The following is a 15,693-nucleotide window of genomic DNA, read 5'->3' on the forward strand; positions in this document are numbered from 1 at the left end:
TCGGAGCAACTAGGTTAGCGAAATGTAAGCAAGCTCTTCTATTGTTAACCAGGGAGTTAAGCACTAAAATACAAATTCTTCATTATTATTAAACAACAAGAAGAAACCATGCTTAAGATATTGATGTTTTCAGTCATGACTTTGTTTTCATGCCTGGTGCAAGGAAAAAGCACTTCCCTTTATCAAGTTGATTTGATTGTTTTTACTCATCAAAATGCCTCTTCTCTATTGGAGGACTTCAAAGGTAGTGTACCAAACACTCTTCACGGCATTCCTTTACGAACAGAAATGAAACATTCCTCACCCTATCATTTATTGCCATCTTCCTCTTCAAAATTGCGTCAAGAATATTGGGCATTAAATCGTAAACCACAATATCATGTTCTTTTACATTACAGTTGGTTGCAACCCTTTAACAACCAACAAGCTATTATATTACCGAAAATAGGTAAGGATGGCTGGCAAGTAGAGGGAACCATTAGGGTTCGTCGTTCAAACTACTACTTACTGGATACCAATTTATTATTTTCCACGGCTTCCAATGCTTCCTTTGTTTTTGCTCAAACACAACGATTAAAAGGGGGCAATATTTATTATTTGGATCATCCCCAAGCTGGCGTGTTAATTAAAGTGCATCAGTTAGGATAATTAGAGCTATCTGCTACAGCTCACAACTGGTAGTGCCATGACTGAAGACTATCTGCTAAGAGCTTGTTAAATTAGTTGACAGGCTCTAATAAACTCGCCACAGTTTTGCTAATGATTTCTGTTATCGATTGTAGGCAGCGTAATTTTGCTGTTCCTGGGCGCCAATAAAGAGCTATCGTGCGAAAAGGTGCAGGTTTGGCAAAAGGAATAACTTGTAAGCTACTTTTGTTGTCATAAACCGAAAGGGCCGGTAGCAGTGTCACCCCCACCCCAGCCTGTACCATAAGACGTAGGGTCTCAAGGCTCGTAGCAGTAAAATCTGCTCTCGCCTGAGCTTTTGCTAATTGGCAAATTGACATTGCCTGCTCACGCAAACAATGACCTTCTTCCAGCAGCATTACTTGCTGATTGGCCAGATCATCCAGTTGCATTTCAGAGTCATTCTTCAGAATAGTCTTATTACCGGAAGCAAAATAGAAAGGCTCCTCAAAAAGAACCTGTTTGGCAAAATCTTCTGTAATAGGTGTAGCCATAAGAGCTGCATCTAATTGCCCTGTCATTAACCTCTCGATTAGTCCATACGTTTTTTCTTCAACTAACCAAACACGTAATTTGGGAAATGTCGCTTGAATATTTGGCATAACATGTGGCAGCAAATACGGAGCAAGTGTAGGGATAGCCCCCAAACGCAACTCACCGGCAAATGGGTCAGAAGTTTGACGGGCAACTTCTTTCATTTCGCTAACTTGTGTCAATATTTGTTGTGCACGCCCCAGGATTGCCCGCCCGCCATCAGTTATCATGACTTGTTTATTATTACGCTCAAAAAGCTGAATGCCCAGTTCGTCTTCAAGCTTTTTTATTTGCATGCTTAATGTGGGTTGGCTGATATGGCAACGCTTTGCGGCCTCACCAAAATGCATAACTTCGGCTAAAACAACAAAGTAATGCAAGTCGCGCAGATTCATCTTACCTCCAGCGTTGTCTCATTCATTTTACAACTTTGTAGTATCTTCTGAACCTTGCTAAAAGAACAAACAATTTCATGACAAAGTCTTAGACAGTCTCATTTAAATATATCCAATCTATGCGAAGTTGTGTATAGTCACCCCTTTTTTAATATAGCAAAAAAACTAATGACTCTTGTTGGTATCCCTTTCGCAAAATCGGTTCAGCGCTATAGTATTTGGTTAATCGGTGTCTCGTTTGTATTGTTTCAATTTTTTCTGCAATTGTCATCTGGGGTTGTCATTGGTGCTATTATGCACGAAATGAACCTCTCTGCCTTTGGAGCAGGAATCCTAAGTAGTGCTTTTTATTATGTTTATACCAGCCTACAAATTCCTGTTGGCTTATTATTCGATCGCAAAAATACACGTCTTTTATTAACCTTTAATGCAGTATTGTGTAGTATTGGCTGTTTTTTCTTTGCACAGAGCCATAGCCTCCTGTTTTTAATCCTTGGCCGAATGTTGATTGGAACAGGTTCCGCCTTTGCTTTTGTTGGATTATCTCATTTACTAAGGCAGCATTTTCCTCTTAATCAATTCGGTTTTATGATTGGCTTATCGGAGACTTTGGGCTTTATTGCCACCATGTTCGGTATGATAAGTATGGGGGCTTTAATTAACGAATGGGGTTGGCGCAGTTTTATTAGCACAGCCGCAGTGATAGGTTTTGGTATTGCCTATTTTAGTTGGCGATATATCCCTCATGACTCACAAAAAGTACCCCATTTTAAATTTACTCAGCAGATTTCGCAGATTTTGGGCAATGGTCGTGCATGGCTCAATGGTTTGTTTGTTGGGTTAAGCTTTACGGTTATCACTGTTTTCGGCGCAATGTGGGCTGTACCTTTCATGCAAGTTAAACTTTCTTGTAGTTTGAGATTAGCCAGTTTAGTTGATGCAATGATTTTTCTAGGAGCAGCTTTAAGTTGTCCTCTTTTTGGCTATTTGGCCGCCCTATGCAAACGGCGAAAACCCTTGATGCTAGGTTCTTGTCTTTCTACAGCAGGTTTAATTCTAGCGGTACTCTATTTACCAACTCACAACGTTGCTATCTTAAGTCTATTAATGCTTATGATTGGCGTTTGTTGCGGGGCTTATATGCTTGCATTTTCTATAGCAAATGAACTGGCACCAGCTGAGTCCCTGTCAACCTGCACAGGCTTCACCAATACTCTAGCAATGATCACAGCCCCTTTGTTGCAACCTTTAGTGGGATTCCTTCTTGACAAATTTGGTTCCAGTTCAACTCTTGAAGCCTACCAGACAGCCCTATTAATTATTCCCTTTAGCCTAATCCTTGCAGCAGGCCTTGTCTTTTTCTTACCTGAAAAAGCAACGAATCTTTAACTTACCTTTTGCGATTTAGGGGAGACTCCTTGTTCAATTTCATCTTTACTGATAGAGCAAAAACCAGGCTTTAAATCATCTGTAACACCCGCTATGATTTGGTGTTTTTCACCTTCCTTGACGAGGGCATCCTGCAGTAATAATTGAACTTTTGGAGAGGCAACTTGGATACTCCAAATCCCTTCTTTTGCTTCTTTAATAGTAACAAATTGTGACATTAACACAGGAGTTCCTTGAGCATCCCGCCAGCCTGCTATAGCACCACGTAATGCATCGGTCTCTTGCAAATTTAATGCATAAAAAGCACTGCCATCATTAAATTGACATAGAACACCGGTAAAAGGATGAAATGTTTCTTGCGGCTTGCTAACCCAAACTTGCCTAAACCATGCTTTAGGAGCCGTTACAAACTGCTCTATACTGCCTTCACCTGTTTGTAAATGTCCATTTAAACGACCAGTTTGATTGATTAATAATTCAACCCCAGAACGCAAATCCTGAACAATGGATGTATTTTGTACGTTTCGCAACATGTCTGCTTTGAAATTAAATCCCTTCTTCTCTTTAGTCTTGACGCCAAAAATCCAACTATTATTGATAGGGTTAAATTGCAAAAAGGCACGCCCCACATGCCAATTACTTACATCAGGCTTTTCTATGGTAGCACTGCTTTCTTCAAACAACAGCAGGTTTTTAGTTTGGCCATCTATTAACGCTGCTATCGCATGAAATTGCGTATCTTTGCGATGCATTTGAAAATAGTAACTATAACGCTCGCCGCTTTCATTCGTCACTGTTCCTGAAAATACCCAATCTGCTTGTAATGCACTGAGCGAAAGAGTTTTATTTTCCGCTTCGTTACTTTCTGGTTCTATGGTATCTGCAATTGCTGTATAACTTCCTATCAGTAATGCAAAGCATAAAAACAACTTGTGCCATCGTACTTTCATCTTAAATGATGCCTTGTAATTGTTCATGAGACCATAATGCTTGCCAAAATGCGTCGCTTAATTTTGCTTCAACTGGTAAAAAATACCAGGAATTAGCAGCAAATGATTGGCATTTGACTGCATCTTTTTCTGTCATCACTACTGTCTTTTCCTTGAATTGTAGTTCATGCGGCTGAAAATTGTGATGATCTGGAAAAGGATACTTTTTAAATGATATTCCAAGATTATGCAAGGTTGTAAAAAAACGCTGTGGGTGCCCAATCGCAGCAACTGCAGCGATAGGAGCCGCTAAAGATTCCTTATTAATTTCCTGTCCCGTTAAAATATTAGTCAAACGACCGGATTCCAAGATCATGGAATAGCCACCTGGCCATTCGCCATTATTAATCACCACCAAATCACTTTTCCGCAGACGTTTAGGGGTCTCACGCAAAGGGCCTGCGGGCAAGCATAAACCATTACCCAGTCCACGCATACCGTCAATCACAACAATTTCCACAGCCCGACCCATTGCATAATGTTGTAAACCATCATCGCTGATAATTATTTCGCACTTATACTTATCTAGAAGATACTGGACCGCTTGGGTTCGTTTCGGAGCAATTACGACAGGGCAGGCAGTTTTTCTAGCCAACAATAAAGATTCGTCGCCTACTAGTTTCGCCTCATCATCTGGAGATACTTCATGAGGAAATTGCTTGATAGCAGCACCATAACCTCGACTAACTATCCCAACCCGCAAACCTTTTACTTGTATTTCCTTTGCCAAGGCAATCACCAGCGGTGTCTTACCAACCCCACCGACCGTTAAATTCCCAATGACAATCACAGGTACAGAAAATTGTTGCTGGCAAAAGCGCGATAAATAAAAGCGGCGAACAACGGTTATAACTTTATAACCTTGTGCTACAGGCCATAATAGCCAACGCAGCGGATGATGGGTATACCATAGCTTATCAATATTGAGTAATATTTTTCGATGCTTAGCAGCTTTAAGCGATGGCTTCATTGTCTATACCAAGTTTTTGTGTTCCGTACAATTGAGCATAGTATCCTCCTAAAGTAAGTAACTGTTGGTGATTTCCTTGTTCAACAACTCTCCCTTGATTCATGACAATAATTTTATCAGCTCGCTTTATGGTTGATAATCGATGAGCAATCACCAAGGTTGTGCGATTGTGCATGATTTGCTCCAAAGCAGCTTGAATATATCTTTCTGACTCGCTATCTAATGCTGAGGTTGCCTCATCTAAAATCAAAATGGGAGCATCCTTTAATATGGCTCTTGCTATGGCTAAACGTTGACGTTGTCCCCCCGATAATAAGACCCCATTTTCACCAATTTTTGTATCATAACCATCAGGTAAACGACAAATAAACTCATCGGCAAATGCAAGTTTAGCCGCCTGAATTATTTGCTCGCGGCTAGCATCAAAACAACCATAAGCGATATTATGAGCCAAAGTATCGTTAAATAAGGTAACATGTTGACTCACTAAGGCAATTTGTGCACGTAAGCTACTGAGCGCCAAATCAGCAATGGACTCACCATCTAATCGTATGCACCCTTGATTCAGTTCATAAAAACGCGGGAGCAAACTAGCAATCGTGGTTTTTCCGCTGCCAGAATGCCCCACTAAGGCAACAGTTTCACCAGCCGCCACGCTAAAGCTGATATTATGCAGCACTGTTTGCCCCTGACGATAGGCATAACTGACCCTATCAAATTCGATGATTCCTTTTGCTTTGTGCGTCAGGATTTTACCCTGATCGTTTTCGATAGATTTATCTAACAAATCAAAAACACTCTCAGCACCTGCCAAACCTTTTTGAATCGTCGCATTTAATGTTGTTAACGTTTTCATCGGCTTAATTAGCTGCAACATTGCAGCAATAATCGCTAAGAAAGATCCTGCCGTGATAGTGATGACTGTTGCTAACTGAATTGCCGCTAAAATAATGACTGCAATCCCTACAGCAATTACAAATTGTACCCCAGAAACATTAATTGCCTTGCTGACTGCAACTTTCATATCATTTTTACGAGAGGTTTCAGTCGCTCGATTAAACTTTTCAACCTCGTACTGCACACCACCAAAAATTCTAACTACTTGATAGCCCTCAATAACTTCGCCCGCAATTTCGGTAACCTCCCCCATCGATTTCTGTACTTTATGGCTGATGCGGCGAACTCGTTTATTGGTATAGTTAACGATGACACCTACAAAAGGAATTGTTAAGAGGAACATGAGGGATAATTGCCAATTTATAACCATCATGACAATTAATAATCCAATTACTAAACAAGTATTTTGGACAAAATCAGTTAAAGCATCGGCACTAACCTGTGCTACCTGTTCCACGTCATAAAGAATTTTTGATAACAGTTGGCCTGAAGTTGCCTCATCATAATAATCGGCGGGCAGTCTAACAATATGAGCAAATACTCGCTGACGTAAAACTTTGACCACAGACCGAGCAACCCAGGTCATGCAATAACTTCCGGCTGAACTTACAAGTCCACGAATAGTTATTCCCACAAGAACAATCATAGGAATTTGCTTAACAAAAGCCATATCGATATCGATAAATCCTTTATCAAGAAAAGGACGCATCATATAGGTAAAACCAGCATCGATAGCTGAGTATAATATATTGGCAAAAATACCTAACAATAAAATGGGCCAAAATGGTTTAACGTAGGAAAGTAGACGTTGATAAAGAGGGCCTGTTTTGCTATGGAGCTTTTTTTTCATTAGCACTGGTAGGTTGGAATCGATGGAGGGATGAATTGTACTCTTAAATGCACAACACGCCAACTACCGATTAAAAGCGAAGACATGAAAAGAAAATCTGGCCTGAAAACTACAGACCAGATTAGATAGAAAATTACACTGCGGGAGCAGCAACTGTATCAATAGAAGCTTCTAATGCTCTCGCTTTGTTAATAGAGTCTGTATGGAATTGGAAAAAAGAAGGATTTTTTCGGGCGATTGCAACAATACCATAGATAACAACACAAGAAAGAACAGCAGCAAGTATGTTCAGACATACTTCACCCACTTTTTTCATTTTAAAACCGCGAAAGTTTTCTAACTCAGCGAGCTTTTCTTGAGAGAATAATGCTTTTGCATCGCGACTATAGGCCTGGGCATCACCATTCTCAATATAAGCATTATTAAGTCTTATCATTTCTTCACGAAGATTTTTTACTGCATTAGCAGCATCTGTATAACCATCGTTGAAAAGATCAGATTCTTTCTGAGAAAGAATTGCTAAGTGCTTAAATACTTCTGCTAATTTTTCAGTGCGCTTTAGTTGAGCCTTGATCTCTTTCTCATCTGTTACTGGCACATCTCGTACACCAGAACCTTCGAGAAGGAATAGACCGTTAATTTTATTACCCTTTGTACTCGTTGACTCTTCTTCTTGCTTACGCTTTGACTCTTCTTCTTGCTTACGCTTTGACTCTTCTTCTTGCTTACGCTTTAGCTCTTCTTCTTGCTTACGCTTTAGCTCTTCTTCTTGCTTACGCTTTAGCTCTTCTTCTTGCTTACGCTTTAGCTCTTCCTCTTGTATACGCTTCTCTTCCTCTTGCGGACGCTTTGATTCTTCTTCCTCTTGGCGTTGCTTTTCTTTTGCCACCTCTACAAATTTCTTTATTTTCTCGCGTTGGGCATCTCTAATTTGTTGTTCTAACCCATCAATCACTAATTGATTAGAAGGACTCAGTTGCTTGACATGCTTAGATAATGTAATTTTGCTTTCTTCCAATCTTTTTTTTGCAACTTGCTCATTCATATCAGTAACGGACTTAGATTGTTCAATAGCCCTAAGAATAATACCTTTGCTTTCAGTAATACTTTTCATGTAGGCTTCTTCATGTCTTTGGGCAGTACTCTTTTTTCTGTTTGTCATTTGGGATTCCTCTATGTACAAATATCGCGCAGATTGTAACACAGCTTAAATGCAAAACAAATAGAAAATGTGTTAACTCAAGTCTCACTATTGTAAATTTTTTAAAATATTGCTCTTAATAAGAACAAATAAGGTCTAATGATGTAGATTCTCTATCAATTGGGGGATTAATCCTGGACCTTTGTAGATCAAACCAGTATAGACTTGTAACAAAGCAGCCCCTGCTTGTAATTTCTCACGAGCAATAGCAGGATTATCGATACCGCCAACCCCTATCAAAGTGACATCGTTCCCCACTATTTCTTTCAGTACACGTAAGCATTGGGTTGAGCGTTCAGCAAGAGGAGCTCCACTTAACCCCCCTTGTTCATTACTATTAGGCAACTGCATTACTAATCCACGCGCACAGGTGGTATTGGTAGCAATAATTCCAGCAAGTTTCTTTTGCAATACAATTTCAGCCATTTGTTTTAGGGTTTCATCAGGCTCGTCAGGAGATAATTTTACAACCAAGGGAACAAGTCGTTGATGCTCATCGGCTAGCCGCTGTTGCTCTTCGCATAATTCTGCGAGCAGCTGGCTAAAAAATTTGTCTTGTTGCAATAACCGTAGATCGGGAGTATTCGGCGAGGAAATATTAATTGTTATGTAAGAAGCATAGGAATAAACTTTCTGTAGACAATGAACATAGTCTTCGCTAGCTCTCGTTAATGAAGTATCTTTATTTTTGCCAATATTGATTCCTAATATACCCTTATAATTGGCCTTTCTAACATTAGCCACCAATGCATCCACACCTAAGTTATTAAACCCCATACGATTAATTAACGCTTGAGCATCAGGGAGCCGAAAAAGACGAGGCTTAGGATTACCTAATTGCGGACGAGGCGTTACTGTTCCAAGCTCAATGAATGCAAAGCCAAGTTTGCTTAAAGCCTCAAGATGAGCTCCATTTTTATCCAAGCCCGCAGCAAGCCCCACTTGATGTGGGAAAGCCAATCCCATAGCTACCAAAGCTTGTCCCTTAGGTTGTTTAAAACAAAATTGGGGCACCCAATGCAACATGGATAAGGTCAATTCATGGGCTTTTTCAGCATCCATTTTAAAAAGAAAGGGGCGAATAAGTGAGTACATCCTTAAAGACTCCGAATATAAAAGGATCAGATTTTATTGTTATTAAGCGCAGCGATGGGAATGATAACTCAAGTTCTAAGTAAGTGATATTAAACTTATACAGGACTCTATCAGGCTAATCCCTTATAGTCATTCTTATCATTCTAGGTTAAAGTAAATTTTTAATTTTTATTTAAACAGTTATAAATGGATCGGTACATGCAAAGCGTCCTCAAGATGGGTACTTATCTTGGATTATGCCTTTTAATATCCTGTCGGATTGCCTTGCCTCCACAAAAGCAAGTACAGCATTTACAGGCCGCTCCTAAAATAGACCGCTCGATTCATGCAAAATTAAAAGAAAAAGAAATCTTTAGCCGGGGAGATTGGCCAAACCAACAATGGTGGCAAGCCTATAACTCCCCCCAATTAAATGAATTAATTAATGAAGCTCTACAATGTAATCCCTCCATTCAAGAAGTCAAAAGCCGTATTCAAATGGCGAAGCAAGAAGCCATCATTACCCGCTCTGCACTATTCCCATTGTTATTTTTTGATGCAAAAGAAAACAAACAATACTTAAGTAAGAATGGCTTATATCGCGCGCTAAATCCTAAAATCCCTTTAAATGCCAATCTCCTGGATTTATCCTTGGCATTCACTTATGATCTTGATTTCTGGGGGCAAAATCATAATCTTTTTTATGAAGCTATTGGTAAAGAAAAAGCACAGGAAGCTGAAGCCGCAGAAGTGCAACTACTAATCACCACCGCTATTGCACAAGCTTATTTCGCTTATAAGGTGAATCTTGTTAAACAGCAATTTTACGAACAATTAGTAGCAGTACGTAATAATATCTCTCAATTACAAAATTTACTCACTAATAAAGGACTTGCCAATGACCTATCTTCCTTCTCAGCATCAGAGAGCTTACTGGAAGCGAAGAAATTGCTTGCTAATATCAAAGAAGAAATTGCCGTTGATAAACACCTAATTAATATTCTGGCTGGCCGTAACCCTGAAGCATCTATAGCTGCACAGAAAAATCTTCCCGCACTACCAAAAACATTGCTTATTCCTACCACACTTTCTTTAGATCTAATTGCACGCAGACCTGATTTAATGGCACAAATTTGGCGTGCAAAAGCTTTAGCCTATAAAACAAGTGCGGCAATGGCTGATTATTATCCCAATGTTAATCTCGTTGGTTTAGTCGGCCTTGAGAGTACTCATTGGGATAAACTTTTACGCGCATCAAGCGTTACTACTGCAATTAGACCCGCCATTCATTTACCTATTTTTACCGCCGGTGCCATTAAGGCCAACATTAGAGCTACAAAAGCAGAATTTGATGCTGCAATTTTTGCCTACAACAATTTGCTATTACGAAGCACCCAGGAAATTCTTGATGTTCTTGACTTTAGCCAGCGGGTTTATAAACAAAAAAACGAACAAATGGAAATTCTTAAATTTACGAACAAGCGGTATGCGCTTGTGCGTTTACGTCAGCAACAAGGCTTAGACAGCGAATTTAATATTTTTTCTTTACAAGAAGAGTTGATTGAAAAAAAACTTACTAATCTTAGCCTGCTTTATAATCAGTATCTTGCTTCTATAAAATTAACCAAAGCTTTAGGCGGTGGCTACTGTCGAGCTAACATCCCATTGGTGAGGCAGTCATGAAGCAAAGAAAACCTATTTTCTACCTCGCCATTGCTATTTTGGTTTTATTATTGTGCATTTTTATCTATTGGCTATTCGTCTGGCGCTTGCAGGTTTATACCAATGATGCCTATGTCCAAGGCAATCAAGTACGCATTAATGCCTTACGTCCAGGTTTTGTTACTGCAATATACAGTGATGATAGTTTCCTTGTTAAGAAAGGCCAGCTGCTCGCTAGTCTGGATGAAACAGACTCGACAATCACTTTAGAGAAAGCAAAGGCAAGGCTTGCAGAGAGCGTGCGAGAGGTTTGTCAGGCCTTCCATGAGGTATTTCGTCTCAAATCAGAAATTGAAGTGAAACGAGCAGAGCATTTAAAAGCAAAACAAAATTTTCAACACCGTGCTGGCGTAATAAAAGCCCGGGGGATTTCTCTTGAAGATTATCAAAATGCGGCAGATGACCTAAAAGCAAGTTTAGCCTCCCTAAGAAGTACTAAAGATCAATATCAAAAAGTGTTGGCTTTTGTCCAAGGAAGCTCTATCACCCAACATCCTTTGGTGCAGCAAGCCGCACAAGAAGTTAGGGACGCTTGGGTACAACTTTATCGCTGCAAAATATATGCACCTGTTGAGGGGCTTGTTGCCCAACGAACTGCTCAAGTCGGTATGTCGGTTAAGGCAAATGAACCTCTGATGTTCGTTATCCCTTTAGAACAAATGTGGGTAAATGCTAATTATAAAGAAACACAGCTAAAACATGTCCGCATCGGCCAAAATGTTAATATCACCTCCGACTTATACGGACGCTCTGTGGTTTTCCATGGCAAAATTGTTGGACTCCCGGGTGCTGCAGGAAATGTCTTCGCCTTATTACCCCCAGAAAATTTATCCGGTAACTGGATCAAGATCGTTCAACGACTACCTGTACGTGTTGCACTAGATGCGAATGAATTAAAACAGCACCCCCTACGAATCGGTTTATCCATGGAAGCAACCACGGATATCTCTACTGATGGTCCTTTGGTTCCTACTAACTTTAACTCACCAACCTATACAACAGATATTTTTGAATCAGAAGAAGCGGGTAATAAAGAATTAATAGCCAAGATCATAGCCAGTAATTTGGATCCTAATTTACAAGCTTATGCGACCAACCCTCTTGCGCTCAAAAAGATGTCTATAGCAAGAAGGAACGATTAATGGCTTTATTTATCCTCATACTCTCCATTGGAGCGGTGATCTTTAACCTGACATTGCCTATCATGGCAGGCCTTTATATTGTCGGCGACTTGGGTAGTAGCCCTTTTCTTAGCGTTTATAGCGTTAGTTTTTTTTGTATTGGTAATGCACTCAGTATCCCCTTAGGCAAACCGTGCATGACTCGGTTGAGCGCAGTACAACTTTATCTGGTTTGTTTGGTTCTAATGACTTTTTTCTCATGGCAATGCGCAACCTCGCAGGACTATTTCCATTTTGTTTTATTTCGTCTCTTGGAAGGTTTAGCCTCAGGCCCTCTGTATTTACTAATATTAGGAGAGTTGATTCCATCCATTTGTTCCCCACAAAAGCAAGCAAATTTGCTCCCTTTTTTATTTATCTGCTTTACGTTTATTCCCGTGTTAGGTGCAAGTTGGGGTGGTTGGATTGCATACTCTAGTAACTGGCGTTTACTTTTTTATACCAATATTCCTTTTTGTCTTTTTTTAATTGCTTATATTAGTTATCGATTTAAAGACTTTCATAAGCCCGTAAAAAAAATCAAGTTTGATGCCCCAGGGTATTTTTTTTATTTCGTCAGCGTTCTTTTTATTGGAACAGCTTTGATTACGGGACAAGAGCTAGATTGGTTTCGCTCTACCATGATTAATTTTCTTTTAGCGACAGGGAGCATCAGTTTACTTTTTTTTATTGTACATACCTGCTCATCATCATGTCCAATTATGGACTTTAAGCTTTTGAAGGATTTTTACTTTTCATTTGCAATGCTAAATATCGCGTTTCTTTTTGCCATTTATTTTGCGATGGTCATTTTACTTTCATTATGGCTGAAACTCTATGTGAATTATACGCCTAACTGGATTGCTTTAATCATCGTCACCATGGCTTTTGTTGCCTGGATACCTATCTTTTTAAACTATAAACGCTACGATCCGCGGTTACCTCTGGCAGTCGCTTTAATATTTTTTGCGATTTCATGTTTTTATACGACTTCCTTTAATACAGAGATTAACTTCAACCGCATTGCTTTTTCACGAATTCTGGCAGGTATAGGGCTCCCGCTTTTTTTACCACCGCTTTTTAGGCTCTCAGTGCAGCATGTTTCCCCGGAAAAATCAGGCGAATCTGCAAATTTCTTTCACATTATTCGATTACTAAGTTGTGCTTTAGGGGCTTCTCTTTTCGTTATTTTATGGCATCGGCGGCAAGTTTTTTATTATGAACGCTTGGGTGAAAACTTAACATCTTTCTCCCACAACACCATAAGCTTCCTCAATCACGCCCAGCAATTCCATGCGGAAGGGAAAAAAGCGCTTGCGCAATTAAATTTTTTCCTCACTCGTCAAGCTACCGCATTGGCGCTTGATGACTGCTTTTATTTGATGGGCTGGCTCAGTGTCCTCTTACTGTTAATCCTGGTATTTACCTATTATCCATTACAATTAAAACCTAAACTTTTAACGAGCACCTAGTTATACAGCACACTGCTGCGCCCATACTCGTAGCATTGCATTACCACTAGGCTGTAAATGATAGGCAACCTCTTTAACCTCGACACCAAAATTTTCTTGTTGTAACCCAAGAAGTACTGGTCCCAAAAAAGGTGAAGGATGATTATGACGGTCAATTAAAGGAAAAATTCGTACTTCTTTAGCAACTCGAGCTAATTCTTTAATCACTTTCAAATGAAATTCAACATCTTGATCATCTAGATCAGCAAATAAATAATGCGAACTCAAAGCAAAATCAAATGAGAAATCAGCAAAAGGTAAGGTATAGTCTGTAACGCCATAATAGCGTTTTTCTTTTTTTCCTTTTTCATAGTCGGCAAAAAACTGCTTCATTCCTTCACGCCTTTTATTAATCAATGCTTCAAGATTACCGTAAAAACTAAAATCAAATTTGTCTTGATCCCTGATAACTCTGGCGATCATATCAGCAAAAATTAAATCTACCTTACTGTAAAGCGTATCCTTATCCAACGTAAATAGCGGATCAGCGCTAATAATTTGCCGCGACTGTTTCGTGAACTCCACATTCACTGCACTAGGTCCACAACCATATTCTAAGATGCGTGCATTTTTGTCGGTATCAGTCAAATGAAACATTTCTTGGTATTCGTCAGCATGATGTCCCCAGAGCACGAGTTTACGCATGAATACCCCTCCTTTATTAAGAAGGGTCTATTACAATTCTGCTATCTTGGCCGAAAAGCCTTGATTTTCTATGCTTGATTGCTCACCTACCTAGCGAATTGTAAACAGACCCTAGACTTTTGAATAATGCCAGTAAAGAAAAATTCCCTGAAAAGCACAGTGTACATGGAAAGCATGGGGATTTAGAAGGTTTGAAGGCATTTTTCCCCAAAGATTAGTTCTTCAACTGCAGTTTCCAAAAAAGTCTATTGCAACTTGAATTTGATTGGGTATAGTCTAGCCTATTTGCTTAAGTAACAGGAAGTCAAACTATGCACACTGGCCTACAATATCAACTTGGTGAAACTTACGACCTTCTGCGCGATAGTGTTTATCAATTTGCCCAAAAGGAAATCGCTCCCATAGCTGCCCAAATCGATGAAAAAAACGCTTTCCCTAATCATTTATGGCGCAAATTAGGAGAAATGGGGTTACTTGGTATCACCGCCAGTGAAGAGTATGGTGGTGCTAACATGGGTTATCTTGCCCATGTAATTGCAATGGAAGAGATTTCACGAGCCTCCGCTTCTGTCGGTTTAAGCTACGGTGCACATTCTAATCTTTGTGTGAATCAAATTTCCTTAAATGGCAATAGCAGGCAAAAACAATATTATTTGCCTAAACTAATAAGTGGAGAGCATATTGGCGCTTTAGCCATGAGTGAATCCAATTCGGGTTCAGATGTTGTTAGCATGCAACTGCAGGCACGTGCTGAGGGGGATAAATTTATTCTCGATGGCACGAAAATGTGGATTACCAATGGCCCGGATGCTGATGTTTTAGTTGTGTATGCCAAAACAGATAAACTTGCCGCCAGTAAAGGAATTACCGCCTTTATCATCGAGAAAGGATTCAACGGTTTTCGCACCGCACAAAAGCTGGATAAACTGGGAATGCGCGGTTCAAATACCTGCGAACTTGTGTTTGAACACTGTGAAGTGCCCGCGGAAAATATTTTAGGCGAAATCAATAAAGGCGCAAAAGTCTTAATGAGTGGACTAGATTATGAGCGCACTGTATTGGCTGCAGGCCCTATTGGTATTATGCAAGCTTGTATGGATATTGTTCTTCCCTATGTACATGAGCGTAAACAATTCAATCAGGCGATTGGTGAGTTTCAGTTCATTCAAGGGAAGCTGGCCGACATGTATACCGAATTAAGTGCATCAAGAGCTTATCTCTACGCTGTCGCCCGTGCTTGCGATCAAGGCATGGTCAGCCGCAAAGATGCCGCTGGGGTAATTTTATATACAGCAGAAAGAGCCACCCAAATGGCTTTACAAGCCATTCAAGTTCTTGGTGGTAATGGCTATATTAATGAATATCCTACTGGCCGATTGTTGCGTGACGCCAAACTGTATGAGATTGGAGCAGGTACATCTGAAATCAGACGAATGTTAATTGGACGTGAACTTTTTAATGAAACAGCATAAGGAAAATAAAACATGGAACAGAATGATATTGTTATTGTCGCTGCTAAAAGAACACCTATGGGGGCAATGTTAGGAACATTATCTGGCCTATCAGCTCCAGAGTTGGGAGCAGTGGCTCATCGCGCAGTTATCGAACAAGCCGGTATCGCTCCAGCGGAAATTGATGAAGTTATTAGCGGCTGTGTCTTACAAGCAGG

Annotated in this window: 14 protein-coding genes; 7 read left to right on the top strand and 7 right to left on the bottom strand. The window is 39.9% G+C overall.

Annotated elements, in window-relative coordinates:
- The first annotated feature begins 108 nt into the window (after positions 1-108).
- Positions 109-648 (top strand): CsiV family protein, encoded by a 540-nt coding sequence (locus Lbru_RS00185; RefSeq protein ID WP_058440161.1) that lies wholly within the window; start codon positions 109-111, stop codon positions 646-648.
- A 71-nt stretch (positions 649-719) separates the two neighbouring features.
- On the opposite strand, the gene Lbru_RS00190 is transcribed toward Lbru_RS00185, so the two are convergent.
- The gene (locus tag Lbru_RS00190) at positions 720-1,616 is read right to left on the bottom strand and encodes a LysR substrate-binding domain-containing protein (RefSeq protein ID WP_058440162.1); all 897 of its coding nucleotides are present in this window, start codon (positions 1,614-1,616) and stop codon (positions 720-722) included.
- Between the two features lie 168 nt (positions 1,617-1,784).
- On the opposite strand from Lbru_RS00190, the gene Lbru_RS00195 reads away from it, so the two are divergent.
- The gene (locus Lbru_RS00195) at positions 1,785-3,005 is read left to right on the top strand and encodes an MFS transporter (protein ID WP_083500773.1); all 1,221 of its coding nucleotides are present in this window, start codon (positions 1,785-1,787) and stop codon (positions 3,003-3,005) included.
- Here Lbru_RS00195 and Lbru_RS00200 read toward each other — a convergent pair.
- The 5 genes from Lbru_RS00200 to Lbru_RS00220 form a co-directional block, all read right to left on the bottom strand.
- Complete coding sequence (locus Lbru_RS00200; RefSeq protein ID WP_058440163.1) at positions 3,002-3,955, bottom strand: hypothetical protein; 954 nt, start codon at positions 3,953-3,955, stop codon at positions 3,002-3,004. The genes Lbru_RS00195 and Lbru_RS00200 overlap by 4 nt on opposite strands.
- Before the next feature lies 1 nt (position 3,956).
- Positions 3,957-4,964, bottom strand: a complete 1,008-nt coding sequence (gene lpxK / locus Lbru_RS00205; protein ID WP_058440164.1) for a tetraacyldisaccharide 4'-kinase — start codon at positions 4,962-4,964, stop codon at positions 3,957-3,959.
- Entirely contained in the window at positions 4,948-6,711 is a 1,764-nt protein-coding gene (msbA, locus tag Lbru_RS00210; RefSeq protein WP_058440175.1) for a lipid A export permease/ATP-binding protein MsbA, read from the bottom strand. Before msbA ends, lpxK begins: the two co-directional genes overlap by 17 nt.
- A 133-nt stretch (positions 6,712-6,844) precedes the next feature.
- Entirely contained in the window at positions 6,845-7,873 is a 1,029-nt protein-coding gene (locus tag Lbru_RS00215; protein WP_058440165.1) for a hypothetical protein, read from the bottom strand.
- A 135-nt stretch (positions 7,874-8,008) separates the two neighbouring features.
- A complete protein-coding gene (locus Lbru_RS00220) occupies positions 8,009-9,007 on the bottom strand; it encodes a quinone-dependent dihydroorotate dehydrogenase (RefSeq protein ID WP_058440166.1) in 999 nt (332 codons plus the stop codon).
- Between the two features lie 198 nt (positions 9,008-9,205).
- On the opposite strand from Lbru_RS00220, the gene Lbru_RS00225 reads away from it, so the two are divergent.
- The 3 genes from Lbru_RS00225 to Lbru_RS00235 are packed head-to-tail and all read left to right on the top strand — an operon-like array spanning position 9,206 to position 13,340.
- A complete protein-coding gene (locus Lbru_RS00225; protein ID WP_058440167.1) occupies positions 9,206-10,669 on the top strand; it encodes an efflux transporter outer membrane subunit in 1,464 nt (487 codons plus the stop codon).
- On the top strand, positions 10,666-11,850 hold the full coding sequence (locus Lbru_RS00230) for an HlyD/EmrA/EmrK family protein (RefSeq protein WP_058440168.1): 1,185 nt from the start codon (positions 10,666-10,668) through the stop codon (positions 11,848-11,850). Before Lbru_RS00225 ends, Lbru_RS00230 begins: the two co-directional genes overlap by 4 nt.
- A complete protein-coding gene (locus Lbru_RS00235; protein WP_058440169.1) occupies positions 11,850-13,340 on the top strand; it encodes an MFS transporter in 1,491 nt (496 codons plus the stop codon). The genes Lbru_RS00230 and Lbru_RS00235 overlap by 1 nt, the downstream gene beginning before the upstream one ends.
- Here the strand turns inward: Lbru_RS00235 and Lbru_RS00240 are convergent, their stop codons facing one another.
- Positions 13,341-14,024, bottom strand: a complete 684-nt coding sequence (locus Lbru_RS00240; RefSeq protein ID WP_058440170.1) for a class I SAM-dependent methyltransferase — start codon at positions 14,022-14,024, stop codon at positions 13,341-13,343. It lies immediately after the preceding gene.
- A gap of 311 nt (positions 14,025-14,335) precedes the next feature.
- On the opposite strand from Lbru_RS00240, the gene Lbru_RS00245 reads away from it, so the two are divergent.
- A complete protein-coding gene (locus Lbru_RS00245; protein WP_058440171.1) occupies positions 14,336-15,496 on the top strand; it encodes an isovaleryl-CoA dehydrogenase in 1,161 nt (386 codons plus the stop codon).
- 12 nt (positions 15,497-15,508) lie between these two features.
- Positions 15,509-15,693, top strand: a 185-nt coding sequence (locus Lbru_RS00250) for a thiolase family protein (protein ID WP_058440172.1), incomplete at its 3' end; no start/stop codon positions are given.

It is taken from the genome of Legionella brunensis (assembly GCF_001467025.1).
In the GTDB taxonomy this organism is placed as follows: domain Bacteria; phylum Pseudomonadota; class Gammaproteobacteria; order Legionellales; family Legionellaceae; genus Tatlockia; species Tatlockia brunensis.

Bases quoted from the DNA above. Each gene is read 5' to 3' on its own strand.
- Lbru_RS00190 (WP_058440162.1), bottom strand. From the start codon at position 1,616: ATGAATCTGCGCGACTTGCATTACTTTGTTGTTTTAGCCGAAGTTATG.
- Lbru_RS00200 (WP_058440163.1), bottom strand. From the start codon at position 3,955: ATGAAAGTACGATGGCACAAGTTGTTTTTATGCTTTGCATTACTGATA.
- lpxK (WP_058440164.1), bottom strand. From the start codon at position 4,964: ATGAAGCCATCGCTTAAAGCTGCTAAGCATCGAAAAATATTACTCAAT.
- msbA (WP_058440175.1), bottom strand. From the start codon at position 6,711: ATGAAAAAAAAGCTCCATAGCAAAACAGGCCCTCTTTATCAACGTCTA.
- Lbru_RS00235 (WP_058440169.1), top strand. From the start codon at position 11,850: ATGGCTTTATTTATCCTCATACTCTCCATTGGAGCGGTGATCTTTAAC.
- Lbru_RS00240 (WP_058440170.1), bottom strand. From the start codon at position 14,024: ATGCGTAAACTCGTGCTCTGGGGACATCATGCTGACGAATACCAAGAA.
- Lbru_RS00225 (WP_058440167.1), top strand. From the start codon at position 9,206: ATGCAAAGCGTCCTCAAGATGGGTACTTATCTTGGATTATGCCTTTTA.
- Lbru_RS00195 (WP_083500773.1), top strand. From the start codon at position 1,785: ATGACTCTTGTTGGTATCCCTTTCGCAAAATCGGTTCAGCGCTATAGT.
- Lbru_RS00230 (WP_058440168.1), top strand. From the start codon at position 10,666: ATGAAGCAAAGAAAACCTATTTTCTACCTCGCCATTGCTATTTTGGTT.
- Lbru_RS00185 (WP_058440161.1), top strand. From the start codon at position 109: ATGCTTAAGATATTGATGTTTTCAGTCATGACTTTGTTTTCATGCCTG.
- Lbru_RS00245 (WP_058440171.1), top strand. From the start codon at position 14,336: ATGCACACTGGCCTACAATATCAACTTGGTGAAACTTACGACCTTCTG.
- Lbru_RS00220 (WP_058440166.1), bottom strand. From the start codon at position 9,007: ATGTACTCACTTATTCGCCCCTTTCTTTTTAAAATGGATGCTGAAAAA.
- Lbru_RS00215 (WP_058440165.1), bottom strand. From the start codon at position 7,873: ATGACAAACAGAAAAAAGAGTACTGCCCAAAGACATGAAGAAGCCTAC.